13 protein-coding genes are annotated in these 15890 nt (G+C 70.6%); 5 read left to right on the top strand and 8 right to left on the bottom strand.

Features of this window, described 5'->3' with window-relative positions; all coding sequences use genetic code 11:
- Positions 1–182: 182 nt before the first annotated feature.
- From B0E54_RS25810 to murJ, 4 genes are all read right to left on the bottom strand, one after another.
- Positions 183–1172 carry a hypothetical protein gene (locus B0E54_RS25810; RefSeq protein ID WP_234588683.1) on the bottom strand — a complete coding sequence of 330 codons (990 nt, stop codon included), beginning with the start codon at positions 1170–1172 and terminating at the stop codon, positions 183–185.
- Complete coding sequence (sigM, locus tag B0E54_RS25805; RefSeq protein ID WP_234588682.1) at positions 1169–1873, bottom strand: RNA polymerase sigma factor SigM; 705 nt, start codon at positions 1871–1873, stop codon at positions 1169–1171. The genes B0E54_RS25810 and sigM overlap by 4 nt, the downstream gene beginning before the upstream one ends.
- Positions 1874–1916: 43 nt before the next feature.
- Positions 1917–3524, bottom strand: a complete 1608-nt coding sequence (locus B0E54_RS25800; protein WP_234588681.1) for a protein kinase family protein — start codon at positions 3522–3524, stop codon at positions 1917–1919.
- Between the two features lie 445 nt (positions 3525–3969).
- Positions 3970–5727: a murein biosynthesis integral membrane protein MurJ gene (gene murJ, locus B0E54_RS25795; protein WP_234588680.1), complete on the bottom strand. Its 1758-nt coding sequence runs from the start codon at positions 5725–5727 to the stop codon at positions 3970–3972.
- Between the two features lie 126 nt (positions 5728–5853).
- Between murJ and B0E54_RS25790 the strand changes: the two genes are divergently transcribed.
- Positions 5854–7311, top strand: a complete 1458-nt coding sequence (locus tag B0E54_RS25790) for a CCA tRNA nucleotidyltransferase (RefSeq protein WP_234588678.1) — start codon at positions 5854–5856, stop codon at positions 7309–7311.
- A 208-nt stretch (positions 7312–7519) separates the two neighbouring features.
- Positions 7520–9568 carry a S8 family serine peptidase gene (locus B0E54_RS25785; RefSeq protein ID WP_234588676.1) on the top strand — a complete coding sequence of 683 codons (2049 nt, stop codon included), beginning with the start codon at positions 7520–7522 and terminating at the stop codon, positions 9566–9568.
- Positions 9569–9711: 143 nt separating this feature from the next.
- Here the strand turns inward: B0E54_RS25785 and B0E54_RS25780 are convergent, their stop codons facing one another.
- Positions 9712–11259 (bottom strand): flotillin family protein, encoded by a 1548-nt coding sequence (locus tag B0E54_RS25780; RefSeq protein WP_234588674.1) that lies wholly within the window; start codon positions 11257–11259, stop codon positions 9712–9714.
- Positions 11260–11287: 28 nt separating this feature from the next.
- A complete protein-coding gene (locus B0E54_RS25775) occupies positions 11288–11809 on the bottom strand; it encodes an NfeD family protein (RefSeq protein WP_234588701.1) in 522 nt (173 codons plus the stop codon).
- An 86-nt stretch (positions 11810–11895) separates the two neighbouring features.
- Here B0E54_RS25775 and B0E54_RS25770 point away from each other — a divergent pair, with 86 nt between their 5' ends.
- Together B0E54_RS25770 and B0E54_RS25765 are read left to right on the top strand one after the other, a co-directional pair.
- Positions 11896–12318: a hypothetical protein gene (locus B0E54_RS25770; RefSeq protein ID WP_234588672.1), complete on the top strand. Its 423-nt coding sequence runs from the start codon at positions 11896–11898 to the stop codon at positions 12316–12318.
- A 40-nt stretch (positions 12319–12358) separates the two neighbouring features.
- Entirely contained in the window at positions 12359–12838 is a 480-nt protein-coding gene (locus B0E54_RS25765; protein WP_234588670.1) for a methylated-DNA--[protein]-cysteine S-methyltransferase, read from the top strand.
- A gap of 165 nt (positions 12839–13003) precedes the next feature.
- On the opposite strand, the gene B0E54_RS25760 is transcribed toward B0E54_RS25765, so the two are convergent.
- The gene (locus B0E54_RS25760) at positions 13004–14083 is read right to left on the bottom strand and encodes an inositol-3-phosphate synthase (protein WP_234588668.1); all 1080 of its coding nucleotides are present in this window, start codon (positions 14081–14083) and stop codon (positions 13004–13006) included.
- A 23-nt stretch (positions 14084–14106) separates the two neighbouring features.
- Positions 14107–14745: a PadR family transcriptional regulator gene (locus B0E54_RS25755; RefSeq protein ID WP_074315526.1), complete on the bottom strand. Its 639-nt coding sequence runs from the start codon at positions 14743–14745 to the stop codon at positions 14107–14109.
- 175 nt (positions 14746–14920) lie between these two features.
- Here B0E54_RS25755 and B0E54_RS25750 point away from each other — a divergent pair, with 175 nt between their 5' ends.
- Positions 14921–15376, top strand: coding sequence for a DUF5318 domain-containing protein (locus B0E54_RS25750; RefSeq protein WP_234588667.1), 456 nt, complete (start codon positions 14921–14923; stop codon positions 15374–15376).
- The last annotated feature ends 514 nt before the right edge of the window (positions 15377–15890 follow it).

The raw sequence follows: 15890 nt of genomic DNA, 5'->3' as shown, positions 1-15890 counted from the left end.
TGCCGTCTCCCGAGTTGTGTGTGTTCGGCGTCGGCGCGCGCACCGATGCTGATCCGAGTGCCGACGCCTGGGGGGTGCCGGCAGCTGACTTCCAGAACGTCATCGTACGAAGCGGGGATTCCCGAGCCGGGCATCCGGTGGGTCACGTCACGTGGACGCACATCGCACCGATGACCGCGGATTCACCCTACCCGCGACGAATACCGGCTGTCCGAGCCGGACCCGGGAACACCACACTCGGGGCCGCTCACCCACGCCCAACGGGCCCCCGTCGCGTCGGTGAACCGGATGACCAGCGCCTGCTCGCCCTGGAACCGTGCGTAGTCGATCACCTCGACGACCAGCGGGGCCGAGCCGTGCTCCGCCGCCACGGCCGACAGGCAGCCGGTCAACGCCGCCTCGCCGCTCAGCCGGGCCAGCTGGTCCGATCCGTCAGGGGCCGGCCGTCGACCCCCTTCGGCGTCCACCCCCTGCTGCTCGCTGCGGCCGTCGCTGCCGTTCCCCAGCAGCGGCGACGGCCGTGTGGTCGCCGTCTGGCCGAGAGTCTGCGGGGTGTAGTCGGTTCCGCTGTGCAGCGCGGGCCCGGAGGTGCGGGCCGCCCCGGCCGCTGCCGCACCTGGTGCGGCAGCCGGGCGGTCCATGGCGCCGCTGTCCGTGGAGTTCGTCGACAGCTGCTGGAGGCCCAGACCGACAGCGACGACAGCGACAGCCGCGGCGGCCACCGGAGTGACGGTCCGAGCCCAGCGGCGGTGTCGGCGACCCGGGCCGGTGGCTCTGCCGCGCCCCGACTCGGTCGGCGACGGGCCGCCGGGGCGACGGCCGCCCTGCGCCGGGACACTGACCGGCGTCGCGGGAGCAGTCAGCTCGGGCGAGCCGGTGGCGCCGCCGAGGGTGGCCGGGGCGTCGTCCGTCGGGGTGTCGGCCGCGGCCAGCGCGGCGGAGATCCGTTCGGCGACAGCCGGGGGCAGCTCCGGGGAGGGCTCGGCCCAGCGGGCCAGCTCGGCGCGGACCTGCGTCACCGCGGGAGCAAGCAGCGCGTACGCCTTTGCCCACGCCGGCTCCGTGTCGACCAGCCGGGCGATCCGGGCCTGCTGTGGTGTGCCGTCCAACGCGCCGCCGAGGTAGTCAGCGAGCAGGTCGGTGTCGACCTCCCTGAACCCCTCGTTCGTCACGCGTCCTCCTGGTTGGCGTCCTGCCGGTACCGAACCGACCCTGATCCGACGCCCTCGGCCGGGCGCGGGTTCCCCGGCGTGACGCCGGGCACGTCCGCGTTCCGTCCGGCCGGGGCCGGCTGCGACGGCGTCGCCGGCCGCAGGTGCCCGAGCAGCACCGCCAACCGTGCCCGGCCCCGCGCGCAGCGGCTCTTCACAGTCCCCTCGGCGACACCGAGGATGCGGGCCACCTCGGCCACCGGGTAACCCTGCACGTCCACCAGCACCAGGGCGGCCCGCTGCTCGACCGGCAGCGCGGCGAGCGCGGCGCGGACGACAAGCGCCGTGTCGTGGTCCTGTGCGGGCGCGGCCGGCTCGACACCGCCGGTGCCCGATCCGTCGCCGGACCGGTTGCCGTCGGGTAGTGGCACGGTGGGGTGCGCCTGCCGGCGTCGGATCCGGTCCAGGCAGGCGTTCACCACAATGCGGTGCAGCCACGTGGTGACTGCGGAGTCGCCACGGAAACGGCCAGCCGCCCGGTGGGCCGACAGCAGGGCGTCCTGGAGGGCGTCGGCGGCCTCCTCGCGATCGCCGAGCGTCCGCAGGGCCACCGCCCAGAGCCGGTCGCGGTGCCTGTGGAACAGCACCGCGAAGGCGTCCCGGTCACCGGCGACGTGGGCGCGCAGCAGCTCGAGGTCCGTTGCCGCGTCGCGCCCGTCCATCACCACGTCCAGCGGATGCGGTGCCCGGGTCGTGCTGGCCGGATCACGAACCCTGGACCGTAATCTCCTGCACGCCGAGCCGGAAGCCGTCCTCGTCGCCGATGGCCGGCAGCTCGGTGAACCAGAGCAGCAGGTAGCGGTACTTCTGGTCGGCGTTGAAGCCGTTGAAGGTCATCGTGGTGCCGTCGTGCTCCTTCAGGACACCGATCTCGGTCTTGTAGTTCGCCACCATCTGCTTGTCGCCGCCGGAGGTCGACGGGTAGCCGGTCGTGCCGGCGAGCAGCTTCGCGGTGGCGCCCCGACCGGAGAGCACGGCCTGCACCGACTTCACCGTGTGCGGCGAGCCCAGGTCCAGCCAGACACCCATGCCGGCCTTGAGGTTCCCGTACGTGGCGTTCGGGTAGCGGTCGGTCTCCCAACCCTTGTCGTTGTCACCGTCGATGATCTTGTCGGCGCCGCCGAGTTCGTCGCGCTTGCTGCTGTCCGGGTCGATGATCCGGATGCCCTGCACGCCGAGGTTGCGGACCGTGGCGGCCGCCGGGGTGGCGTCGCCGGCCGGAGCGCTGGCGGTGGGCGTGGGCCCGGCGGTGTTCTGCGGGTCCTTGTCGTCGCCGCCGAGCGCGCTGATCCCGATGAGCAGACCGACCAGGGCGACCGCCAGCAGGCCGGCGATGCCGATGGCGACCTTGCGACCACCGGCCGCGGCCAGCGGCGACGGCTCGTCCTCGGTGTCGGCGGCGAAGCGCAGCGGCCCACCGCTGTCGAGGTAGTGCTCCTCCTCGGTGGGCACGTCCAGCCGGGCCAACTCGGCCGCCAGCACGTCGGACGACGGCGGCGCGATCTCGGCGTCGAGCAGATCCATGGTCAGGTCGTCCAGGTACGCGGGCACCCCGGCCCGAACCTGGCGGGGTGCCGCGAGGGTGCCCCCGGCATCCCGGACCGCGTCCGGGATGGCGGCCCGACCATGGCCGGCGGTGGCGCCGCGCAGCGGTGCCTCGGCGTGCGGCCAGTGACCGGTCAGTGCGAAGTAGAGGACGCCGCCGACCGCCCGGATGTCACTCTCCTGGCTGTCGTCGCCGTCGGTGCGCGCGTCGGCCAGGACCACGCGACCCTCGTCGCTGATCATGACGGTGCCGGGGTGGACGTTGCCGTGCACCATTCCGGTGGCGTGCACCGCGGCGAGCGCGCTGGCGACGGCGTTGCCGATCGCGGTGGCCCGTGCCGGGTCCAACGGACCCTCGGCGGCCAGGTCGCGCAACGACTGACCGTCCACCCACTCACGGACCACGTACGCCCGCTCGGCCTCGTCGATGGCGTCGTAGACGCCGACCAGGTTGGGGTGGATGACCCGGCTCGCCGCGACGGCGGCCTGGAGCATCTCGGTGGCGGAGTCGCCACCCGGGTAGCGCAGCACCACCGCGACGGGGCGGCGCAGGATGACGTCGACCCCGCGCCAGACCAGCCGACCCGCGCTGTCGTTGTTGATGTGCTCGACCAGCTCGTAACGCTCGGCGAGAATTTCACCGGCCGTGGGAGCACCGAAGGTCATGACCGGAGGAGCGCTCTCGTCCGCCTCCTGACCCTCGCCGACCTGGGTCACCCGTCCTCCCTCGGTGATCGTGTCGATCGATGGACCCGCACTGCTGGGCATGTGGCTTCCCGCTCTGCCGTCGAAGGAACCGGCCAACCGGTGTCGACGCGCAGCGTCGGCGCCTGCCGTACCCGTCGAGAGCGACCTTACCCGGGTTGCCCGTCTCCCCGACATGTCATCTTCTTGCCGTACCCGGCGGGGTGCCGGGAGTCGGGGAAGTCGTCCGGTTACGACCGTTGTCAGCCACGTTGCTGGCACATGTACTAGCCAATCTACGGCTTCACCGCAAGTGACCGACGTTGGGGCTGGACCTGGCGTGGTGCCCTCCGCCAACCGCCTGTTCCCGCCGATCGGGCGACCACGCTCAGCCGTACGGCTGGTTATCCACAGGCCGATCCGGTTGCTGACCGGCGAATCGCGGAGTTATCCACAGGTGCGTCCCCAGCCTGGTGATCCGTGGTCACGTTCCGTGTGGCTACGACTTTCCGTGCCCGTTTCCCTGCGGTCAGCGACCGAGGCGGCGGCGGACCATGCCGACGACCTCGGTGATCTCCCCGATCCGCAGCACCGTGGCGAGACCGAGGTACGTCCCGCCGATGACCGCGCCACCGATGACGAGTTGGACCACGGCCTGCATCCAGCTCGGCGTGTCGCCCCCGGGCAGCAGGTTCACCACCAGCAGGCCGACCAGGGCGGAGCCCAACGCGGCCACGACGACCCGGCCGAGGGTACGCAGGATGGCGCCCATCCCGATCCGGCCGACCCGGGGCCGCAGCAGCCAGGCGGAGGCGAACGCCGCCGCCAGGTAGGACACGGCGTTACCGATCATCATCCCGGCCGCCGCGAAGTGTGCGGCGAAGGCGACGTAGAGCACCACCTGCACCCCGATCCGCAGCGCCACCACCGGAATGTTGATCAACGCCGGGGTGCGGGTGTCCGGCAGGGCGTAGAAGGCGAAGGTGAAGAGCTGACTGATCGCGAACGGCACCAGCGCCAGCGCCGCGAGCAGCAGCACCAGTGAGGTGTCGGCGGCGTTCTCGTCGGTGAACGCGCCGTAGCGGAACAGCGTCACGGCCAGCGGGGTGGCCAGCACCGCGTAGCAGACCGCGATCGGGGCGAGCACCGCCGAGACGGTTCGGGTGCCGCGGGACAGGTCGGCGGCGACGTCGGCGTACCGGCCGTCGGCCGCCGCCGCGCTCATCCGGGGCATCAGCGCCGTGATGATCGAGACGGCGATGATCCCGTGCGCCATCATCAGCAGCAGGAACACGTTGTTGTAGATCAGTGGGCCGGCGGCGTTCTCCTTACCGGCCCGGTTCAGCAGGTTGAACAGCACGATCAGGCCGACCTGGCTGACCGCGACGTAGCAGAACATCCAGCCGCCGAGGCGGCCCAGCTCACGCAGCCCGAGGGTGCGGAAGTCGAACCGGAGCTTCCAGCGGAAACCGACCTTGCGCAGGGCCGGCAGCAGCCCGGCGGCCTGGATGGCGACACCGAGCAGGGTGCCGCCGCCGATCAGCAGGATCCGGCCGGTGGTCATCTCGTCCGGCTTGACGATCGTCGCGCCGAAGATCGCGATGTAGAGGCCCGCCGTGGCGATCACCACGATGTTGTTCAGGATCGGCGCCCACATCGGGGCGGCGAAGTGCCCCCGGGTGTTGAGTACCGCGCTGATCAGCGCGCTGAGGCCGGTGAAGAAGATCATCGGCAACATCAGGTAGGACAGCGCCGTGACCAGATCCCGGAAGTCGGCTCCGGTCTTCTTACTGGCGTAGAGAGAGGTCAGCACGGAGGCGAAGGCCACCGCCACCAGCGCCGCCGCGGCCAGGGCCAGCACCGCGAGGGTGAGCAACCGCTGGGCGTACGCCTGGCCGCCGTCGCTGTCGACCTTGCGCCGGCGCACCAGCACCGGGATCAGGACACTGGTGAGGATGCCGCCGAGCAGGAACTCGTACACCATCCCGGGCAGGATCTGGGCGGTCGTGTAGGCGTCACCGACCAGCGCGCCGCCCAGCGCGGCGGTCAACGCGAGCGTGCGCAGGAAGCCCGTACCCCGGCTGACCAGGCTGCCGACCGCCATCACCGCGCTGTTGGCCGCCGCGCTCGCCTCGCCCACCTGCTCCTGCGGCGGGGCGGTCGACTCCATGGCCGGCTGGTTCAGTGGTTCGGCCGAAATGAACGTGGCGCCGTCGGAGGGGCGGACGTTGGCTCCCGCACCGCCGTCCCGCGCGGCGTTCGCGCTGCGGTAGAGCCCGCCGCTCATCTCCAGCCTCCCAGGGGTACGTCGAGCCGGGCGCCGACCCGCACGTCACAGACCATAGTCAACCCCTGCCCGTTACCCGCGCCCGGCGGATCGGATCACACCCCGGCCCGATAAGCTGGCGATCCCATGTCCGAAGCCTCCGCTCCACACGCCGCCGACCGCCGCGAACTCACCGCCGCGCAGCGCAACGCCGTCGCCGAACTACTCCGGGTCTCGCCGGTCGCCGACGAGTTGGGCCGCCGCTTCGTTCGCGCTGGTCACGAGCTGCACCTGGTGGGCGGTTCGGTCCGCGACGCCCTGCTCGGCCGGCTCGGCGACGACCTGGACTTCTGCACCGACGCCCACCCCGACGAGACGTTGCGGATCATCAAGGGCTGGGCCGAGTCGATCTGGGAGACCGGTCGGGAGTTCGGCACCATCGGCGCTCAGCGCGACGGCCTCCGGCTGGAGATCACCACCTTCCGCGCCGAGTCGTACGACCAGGTCAGCCGCAACCCGGTGGTGGTGTACGGCACCAGCCTCGACGAGGACCTGAAGCGGCGTGACTTCACCATCAACGCGATGGCCGTCAGCCTGCCGGAGCACCGCTTCACCGACCCGCACGGCGGGCTGGACGACCTCTCGGCCAAGGTCATCCGTACGCCGAGCACCCCGCGTGAGTCGTTCGGCGACGACCCCCTGCGGATGCTGCGCGCGGCCCGGTTCGCCGCCCAACTGCGCTTCGCCGTCCACCCGGACGTGCACGCGGCGATGACCGGGATGGCCGCCGACCTGGACCGGATCACCGCCGAGCGGGTGCGGGACGAGTTCACCAAGCTGCTCTGCGGCGCCGACCCGATCACCGGGCTGCGGCTGCTTGTCGACACCGGGCTGGCCGAGCGGTTCCTGCCGGAACTGACGGGCCTGAAGCTGGAGATCGACGAGCACGCCCAGCACAAGGACGTCTACGAGCACACGCTGACGGTCGTCGAGAACGCGGTCTCCTTCGAGGAGGAGGGCTGCGACTTCATCCTGCGGATGGCCGCCCTCATGCACGACGTGGGCAAGCCGGCCACCAAGGCCGTCGGGTCCGACGGTCGGGTCAGCTTCCACCACCACGAGGTGGTGGGCGCGCGGCTGACCAAGGCCCGGATGAAGGCCCTGCGCTACCCCAAGGAGATCACCGCGAAGGTGACCGCGCTTGTCGCGCTGCACCTGCGTTTCTATGGGTACGGGCGGGGCGAGTGGACCGACTCGGCGGTGCGCCGCTACGTCGCCGACGCCGGTGACCTGCTGCCCCGGCTGCACAAGCTGACCCGCTCGGACTGCACCACCCGCAACCGTCGTAAGGCCGCGCAGCTCGCCGCCGACTACGACGCGTTGGAGGACCGGATCGCCCGGATCGCCGCCGAGGAGGACCTGGCCCGGGTGCGTCCCGACCTGGACGGCAACGCGATCATGGAGCTGCTCGGCGTACCGCCGGGGCCGGTCGTGGGGCGGGCCTGGAAGCACCTCAAGGAACAGCGTCTGGAGCACGGTCCGCTGGACCGCGACGCCGCCGAGGCGGAGCTGCTGCGCTGGGCCAACGAACAGGGTATTCGGTAGTCCGGTAAGGACTCCGGAGACGGCGGGCCGGGTGAATATCCAATGTTGTCCACCGAACGGATGAAGCCTCAGCATTGGCGCTCATAGACGATGGTGCAACATTCACCAGCGCCCGTCAGGCGCCGCAGGATTGCGGGCCTCATCGATGATCCATCGTGGGTGGGCGCTGGTCTGCTTACGGGGAGTACATGTGATTTTCAGCCGTGGCGTGACATACCGAACGGCGGCGGTGGGCCTGGTGCTCGCCTCAGTGACAACTTTGACGTCCGTCCTCACCACCGTGCCGGCGATGGCCGAGCCGGGTGGGGCGCAGCTTCCCTCCGCTCCGCGTACCCCGGCCGATTCGCGGAATGACCAGGCGGACGCGGTCGTGCCCGGTCGCTACATCGTCGTGTTGAAGGACACCAAGGCAACCCCTGCGCAGACCCGCGCGGCGGCGACCGCACTGTCGCGAAACAACGGCGGGGCGGTCCGGCAGGTCTTCACCCGCACTCTGCGGGGCTACTCCGCCCAACTGAGCGCGACGCAGGCGAAGCGGTTGGCGGCACACGAGGACGTGGCGTCGGTCCAGCCGGTGCGGCGTTACCGGGCGAGTGGTACGCAGACCAACCCGCCGTCGTGGGGTCTGGACCGGATCGACCAGGTCACGCCGGCACTGAACAAGACGTACAGCTACCCTTCCGCGTCGGCGAGCGGCGTCACCGCGTATGTGATCGACACGGGCATCAAGATCGACCACCAGGATTTCGGGACCCGGGCCTCGTACGGCTACGACGCCGTCGACAACGACACGGTCGCCGAGGACTGCGAGGGTCACGGCACACACGTCGCCGGCACCCTCGGCGGCAGCACCTACGGCGTCGCCAAGGATGTCAAGCTGGTGGCGGTACGGGTGCTGGACTGCTCGGGTAGCGGTGACACCGAGACGATCCTGGCCGGGATCGACTGGGTGACGGCCAACGCCGTCAAGCCGGCCGTCGCCAACATGAGTCTCGGGACCGTCGTCGGCCGTGACCCGGCCATGGAGCAGGCGGTGGCCACCTCCATCGCCTCCGGAATCACCTACGCGGTCGCCGCCGGCAACAGCTACGACGACGCCTGCAACTACTCACCGAGCGCGTTGCCGGCGGCGATCACGGTGGGCGCGACGGACCGGGTCGACATGCGCGCGACCTTCTCGAACTGGGGTTCGTGCCTTGACACGTTCGCCCCGGGCGTGGGCATCACCTCGGCGGGTATCGCCAGCCCTACCGCATCCGTGGTCGGCGACGGCACCTCCATGGCGTCGCCACATGTGGCCGGCGCCGCGGCACTGCGGCTGGCCGTCAGCCCCACCTCGACCCCGGCCCAGGTACGGGACTACATCGTGACCAGCGGTATCTCGGGGGCCGTGCTCGGCACGACGGGTTCCCTGGACCGGCTGCTCTACGTCGGACCGGCGGTGACGACCCGCAGCGACGTCGGCCTGCGGGCCCGGACCAACGACAGCCTGGTGACCGCGGAGTCCGCTGGCACCAAGCCGCTTGTCGCGCGCGGCGCCGTCCTCGGGGCGTGGGAGAAGTTCGACCTCGTCGCTGCCGGCAGTGGGCTTGTCGCCCTGAAGGCGAAGGTCAACGGCAAGTTCGTCACCGCGGAGTCCGCAGGCACCAAGCCGCTGATCGCCCGTGGCACGGCCATCGGGGCCTGGGAGAAGTTCCAGCTGCTCAACAACACCGACGGCAGCGTCAGCCTCAAGGCGCAGGTCAACGGCAAGTTCGTCACCGCGGAGTCCGCAGGCACCAAGCCGCTGATCGCCCGTGGCACGACCATCGGTGCCTGGGAGAAGTTCGACCTGGAGTCGCCGAACCCGGTGATCAGCCTCAAGGCGTCAGCGAACGGCAAGTTCGTCACCGCGGAGAATGGCGGGACCAAGCCGCTCATCGCCCGCGCCACCGCACCGGGTGCATGGGAGAAGTACGAGCTGGTCGACCTCGGATACCAGTACTACGCGCTGCGGGCGCTGGTCAACAACAAGTACGTGGCCGCCGGGGCCAACCCGTTGCTCGCAAGTGGCACGGCGATCACCGACTCGACCGTCTTCTACGTCATCGACCACAACGCCGACGGAACGGTCCATTTCGGTGCGTACGTCAATGACAAGGCCGTGACGGCCGAGAGCGCCGGTGGCAAGCCGCTCATCGCGAACCGGAACATCGACTGGTCCAGCCCCACCTATGGGCTCGGGCCCTGGGAGAAGTTCACCATCGGGCTCGCCTGACCAACAGCCCTCTCTACCGACGCCGGTCGGTCCGCTGGGTCCAGCGGACCGACCGGCGTTTGGCTGGCCCAGCTGTGGGCTGCCTGACGCCGCCGAACCGTTCGGCTCGGCGGCGTCACTGCTTACCGGACGATGGAGTCCGATCAGCGGGTGCTCGGGACGACCGCGTTACCCGCCGTCGGCGTTCCGCCCCGCGTCGCCGAATCGGCGGCGCGAGCGGCGTCGTCGTCGGCACGGGCGCCGAGTCGGCCCAGCAGACCGGCCAGGTCGATCCCGGTCAGGTCGCTGCCGAGCTGAAGTCCCTGGGCGACGTTGCCGGCCACCGACTTCGTCAGCGACGACGCGCCGTCGGTGGAGATGACTGTCATCTTGTCGATCGCCCCGATCGGAGCGCTCGCCGCCTCGACGACCTGCGGCAGCACCTTGACCAGGAGGTCCAGCACCGCGGCCTCGCCGTACGCAGCGAAAGCCTCGGCCTTGCGGGCCATCGCGTCGGCCTCGGCCTGTCCTCGCGCCTGGATGGCCGCGGCCTCGGCCGTACCCTCCCGCTCGACCGCCTCGGCGATCGCGGAGCGCCGCCGCTGCTCGGCCTCACCCTCCTTGGCGCCCTCGATCGCGTTCGCCTCGGCGAGCGCGGCCCGGCGGGCGCGCTCGCCCTCACCGGTGAGCCGTGCCTGCTCGGCGGAGGCCTGCGCGGCGGCGATGACGGCCTGGCGCTGCGCGTCGGCGCTCAGCACCGCCGCGTTGCGGGCCGCCTCGGCCTCCTGCTCCACCTTGTACCGGGCGGCGTCGGCCGGCTTGCGCACCTCGGTGTCCAGCTGACGCTGCTTGAGTTCGGCGTTGCGCTCCGCGACCTTCTGCTGCTCGGAGAGGATCGCCTGGTCCCGCTCGGCCTGGGCGAGCGGCCCGGCTGCGGCCGACTTGGCCTTCGCCGCGTCGATCTCCGCCTGGATGCCCGCCTGCTTGAGGGCCAGGTTCCGGTTCGCCTCCGCGATGGCCTCCTCGGCGAGCAGCCGCTCCTGCTCGGCCTGCTGGCGGGCCCGCGCCTCGGCGATCGCCGCGTCCTTGAGCACCCGGGCCGCCTCGGGTCGCCCCAGGTCCTGGAGGTACGAACCCTCGGCGAGGATGTCCTGCAACTGGAAGGTGTCCAGCACGAGACCCTGGTTGGTCATCGAGTGCTCGGCCTCCTCGGCCACCGCGCTGGCGAACGCCGCCCGGTCCCGGATGACCTCCTCGACGGTGAGCCGGCCGACGATCGAGCGCAGCGCGCCGGCCAGCACCTCCCGGGTGAAGTTGTCGATCTCGTCCTGCTGGTGCAGGAACCGCTGCGCGGCTGCCCGGATCGCGTCCTCGGTCCCGCCGACCTTGACGATCGCCACCCCGTGCAGGTCGGCGCGGATGCCCTGCTTGCTGACCGCGCCCCGGATGCCGACGTCGATCCGCCGGCTGGACAGGTCGAGCGACTGGAGCTTCTGCACCACCGGCAGCACGAAGACCGAGGCGCCCAGCACCACCTTCTGCCCGGAATTGTCGGTCGACCGGGCACCGTCGGCGGTCTGCGTGGTACGGCCCTTGCGGCCGGTGACGATGAACGCCTCGTTCGGTCCGGCCACCTTGATCCGGGAGAGAACGAAGAACACCAGGACGAGCGCGAGGAGAACCGCACCACCGATGGCGATGAGTAGGGCCATATGAGGAGTCCCGTCTATGAGGGGGAGGTCAGTAGGTTTCTACGTGCACGCTGGTCTCGCTGAGCGCCTGCACGACGAAGACCTGGGCACCGATCGGGATCGGCTGGTCCGCGCGGGCGCTGAGCTTGACCGGTTGGCCGGCGAGGCGAATGCGGACTTCGCCGTACCCGTTGGCTGGCACCGGGGTGACGACCAGGCCGAGCGCGCCGACCAGGTCGTCACGGGTGGGGGTGGGGTCGGTGCGCATGTTGCGCGCCGCCCGACTGAGCCGCGACGCCAGCCACGCCGTGGGCACGGCCGCGAGCAGGCCGCCGGCCGCCGCACCCGCGATCAGCGCGGGGGTACGCGCGCCGAGCAGCTCGTTGACGATCGCCCCGCCGAACCCGAAAGCGCCGGCGAACCCGGCGACCGTCTCGGTGGAGATGGGCCCGTCCACGTCGGCGTGCCCGAAGTGCAGCAGCTCGCTGCCGAGCAGGGCGAGTGCCAGCACGCCGACACCCGCCCCACCGATGATCAGAAAGATGAGCGTCCCCGTGGCCACGACCTGCACGGTATCGACGTGGTGCAAGGTTCAACGGTCGCGCTCGACGCGGAGATGAATCTTTCCAGAGCTGATCGAAAACAGGGCAGCGCCGGATGGCTCGGGCGCGTTATCTTCTCCGCCGCCGGCAGATCGTCCCGGTCAACGCGCATCGAGAGGACCTGCCCGTGGCCGACCCGACCATCCCGTACATCGTGGTCGTCTTCTACATCGTCAGCCTGGCGTTGACCGCAGTCGCGCTGCTGGGCGTCGCGGTCACCTCGTTCGCCACCACATCCCGGGTCGATCGGGTACTGGCCGGTATCGGTGGTGCTCTCGCCGGCTACTACGCCTACTACCTGCTCAGCTCGAACGACGAAACTGTCGTGCTTTTCTACGGGGCTGTGCTGCTCCCCATCTACGCCGGCCGCAAGCTCTATCTGGGTTTCCGCGACCGCGATCGGGCACAGGCAGAGCGGGCCGCGGCGAAAGAAGCCGTCCGGGCCGCCGAGGAATGGCGTTCGACCCGACGCTGGTAGCCGGAGGGGTAGCGACGTACGGGTCGGGGAGAATGGGTGGATGCGCTGGACCGTGCTCGACTCACCGATCGGCGAGTTCTCCGTGGCCACCGACGGCACGAACGTCTGTGGCGCGGCCTTCGGGCGGGTCGGGGCGGCGGCCGACGAGCCCGGCGACGCGTTGTCCTGGCAGGTGATGACCGAACTGCGGGCGTACTTCGCGGGTGAGCTCACCGCTTTCACCGCCCCGGTGTCGATGCCGCGCGGCTCCGAGTTCGAGCGGGCGGTGTGGCGGGAGATGACGCGCATCCCGTACGGCGAGACGCTGACGTACGGCGAGGTGGCGCGGCTGGTCGGCGATCCCGGTGCGGCGCGGGCGGTGGGGGTGGCCTGCAACCGCAACCCGATCCCGGTGATCGTGCCCTGTCATCGGATCGTCGGCGCGGGCGGCAAGCTGGTCGGCTTCGGCGGGGGCCTGCCGCGCAAGGTCACGCTGTTGGAGCTGGAGGCGAGCGTCGCGCTGCGCCACGCCTGGTCCTGACGGCGTCGCTCTCCGGTCCATCTGCTGATCGTTGGCGGCTGAGCAGTTCGACACGCCGAGCATCGCGCTGCCGAGCCGCCACCGATTGCCGCACTGGGTGCCGAACGCGGCGAGGGGCCGGGTCCGACCGGACCCGGCCCCTCGGCCGTGCTGGTGCTCAGCGGGTCAGCGCTCGACCTCGCCGGCGATGAACTCCTCGACGGCCTGGTGGGCGTCGTGGTCGGCGTACTGCACCGGCGGGGACTTCATGAAGTACGACGAGGCCGACAGGATCGGGCCGCCGATCTTCCGGTCCAGGGCGATCTTCGCGGCGCGCACGGCGTCGATGATGACGCCTGCCGAGTTCGGCGAGTCCCACACCTCGAGCTTGAGCTCGGCGTTGAGCGGGGTGTCACCGAACGAGCGACCCTCGAGGCGGATGTACGCCCACTTGCGGTCGTCCAGCCACGGCACGTGGTCCGACGGGCCGATGTGCACGTCGCTCTTGCTCATCTCGTGCGGGATCTGCGAGGTGACCGACTGGGTCTTCGAGATCTTCTTCGAGACGAGCCGCTTGCGCTCCAGCATGTTCATGAAGTCCATGTTGCCGCCGAAGTTGAGCTGGTACGTGCGCAGCAGCTCGACGCCACGGTCCTCGAAGAGCTTCGCGAGGGCGCGGTGCACGATGGTGGCGCCGACCTGGCTCTTGATGTCGTCACCGACGATGGGCAGGCCGGCGTCGGTGAACTTCTGGGCCCACTCCGGGTCGGAGGCGATGAAGACCGGCAGGGCGTTGACGAACGCGCAGCCGGCGTCGATCGCAGCCTGGGCGTAGAACTTGGCGGCCTGCTCGGAGCCGACCGGGAGGTAGCAGACGACGACGTCGACCTGCGCGTCGCGCAGCGCCTGCGCCACGTCGACCGGGGTGGCGTCCGACTCCTCGACGATCTCGCGGTAGTACTGGCCCAGACCGTCGAAGGTCGGGCCGCGCTGCACGGTGACGCCGGTCGGCGGCACGTCGCAGAGCTTGATGGTGTTGTTCTCGCTGGCGACGATCGCCTCCGCGAGGTCCATGCCCACCTTCTTGGCGTCCACGTCGAATGCCGCGACGAACTCCACGGCGTTGACGTGGTAGTCGCCGAAGGCGACGTGCATGAGACCCGGGACGCGGTCGTTCGGGTTGGCGTTCCGGTAGTACTCGACGCCCTGAACCAGGGACGAGGCGCAGTTACCCACACCGACGATGGCGACGCGGACGGAGCCCATAGCGTCTGCCTCCTTCTTTTCTGTCACGGCCGCTCTTTCCTGGTCTCTCCAGGCGGAGGCGGGCTGTTGTCTTCTCGTCGGCCGCCGGCTGTCCCGATGTTCGGGACCGTCGGGGCTCGGCCGGAGCGCTCGTTGGCGATGAGCTCCTCCAGCCAGCGGACCTCGCGCTCACAGGCATCAAGACCGTGGCGCTGCAGTTCCAGCGTGTAAGCGTCGAGGCGCTCGGCCGCCCGGCCCAGCACGTCACGAAGCCCTTCGCGACGCTCCTCGATCTTGCGGCGGCGACCCTCCAGAATGCGGAGTCGGGTCGCCTGGTCGGTCCGGGCGAAGAACGCGAAGTGCACCCCGAAGCCCGTGTCGTCGTACGTCTCGGGCCCGGCCTGTGCGATCAGCTGGGCGAAGCGTTCCTTGCCTTCCGCGGTGATTTTGTAGACCACCCGACCTCGTCGGCTGGTCAGCGCGGGAACCTCCTCGGCGGTGGCGGGCGTCTCAGCAGCTTCGGTGATCCATCCCGCCGCTTGGAGCCTGCGTAGCGTGGGATAGAGCGAGCCGTAGCTGATCGCCGCCCGGATCGCGCCGAGTTTGGCGGTCAGCTCCTTGCGCAGCTCATAGCCGTGCATCGGAGACTCCTGCAGGAGGCCGAGGATGGCGAATTCGAGCACTGGCCACCCTCTCTTTACCCTCCGGCGCGGAGCGGTAACCGCCGCGATGTATCGGACCGATACATCGCACGTTAGCGGGTCGCGTGGGCCAGGGCAAACCCCCGTTCCGGGGTCCTTCCGTCACGGATCGTGACCGTGGTCGCCTCGTCGAGCCGGACCGCGTACCCTTCTCCGCATGCGTACGCAGCGCCAGGTCGTCGACTACTCGCTTCAGAAGCGAGCAGTGCTGCGTGAGCTCCTGGCCGGCCGGGTCGGCACGTACGACGTGTGCGACGCGTCGCCGTACCTGAAGAACGCTGCCCGGTTCCACGGTGAACCGACCGACCGTCGATGCCCCATCTGTCGCAGCGAGAATCTGACTCTCGTCCACTACATTTACGGGGACGAACTCAAGCAGTCCGCCGGACAGGCCCGGACACTGGCCGAGCTGCCCGTGCTGGCGATGACGCTACGTGAGTTCCAGGTCTTCGTGGTGGAGGTGTGCCTCGGCTGTGACTGGAACCATCTCGTCGAGCAGTACCTGCTCGGCCGGGACGGTCTCCCGGGTGATGGCGACGGTGCTGGCGGCAGCGAGCAGGACGCGGCGGGCGCCGGGAACGTGGGTCGGCGGAGGCGAGAGGCGCAACGGTGATCTCAGTTGGTTCGACCGGCTCCGGGGCCGTGCACATCGCCCGGGACGGTCGACCACTCGTTGGTCCGATTGGCCCCATTGATACGGCAATGACCTTGGCGAGCCGGCACCCCCGTGCCGGCGTCCCGGGTGAAACAACTCACGGCAACCCGGTGGCGGCGCAGTCGCGCCCCACCGCGACCGGCAGGGTGTGAGGAATGAACTCGTACGGCGATCCCAGTTCTGCGCGCGGGCGGGCCCAGTACCCGGGCCCGAACGGCGACCCCGGACCGGGCGCGGACGACGCGTACCGCCGGCCCGGAGGTGACTCCCGGGCAGGCGGCTGGTCCGCCTCGGAGCCTGCGGCGCCCCCCGGTCGTGCCTCTGTGACACCGCCGGCCGCCGGTGGTCGCGCGTCGGTGGGTGGTTCGGCGTCCGTGCCGCCACGTGGCGGTGCCGCGGCCGGATCCGCGTCGGTGGGTTCGGCCACGCCGGGCGGCGGCGGCCGAGCCTCGGTGCCCGTTTCGCCGGCGCC

It is taken from the genome of Micromonospora sp. MH99, from assembly GCF_021442385.1.
Lineage (GTDB): Bacteria > Actinomycetota > Actinomycetes > Mycobacteriales > Micromonosporaceae > Micromonospora.
This window is presented reverse-complemented; position numbering and strand designations above follow the sequence as displayed.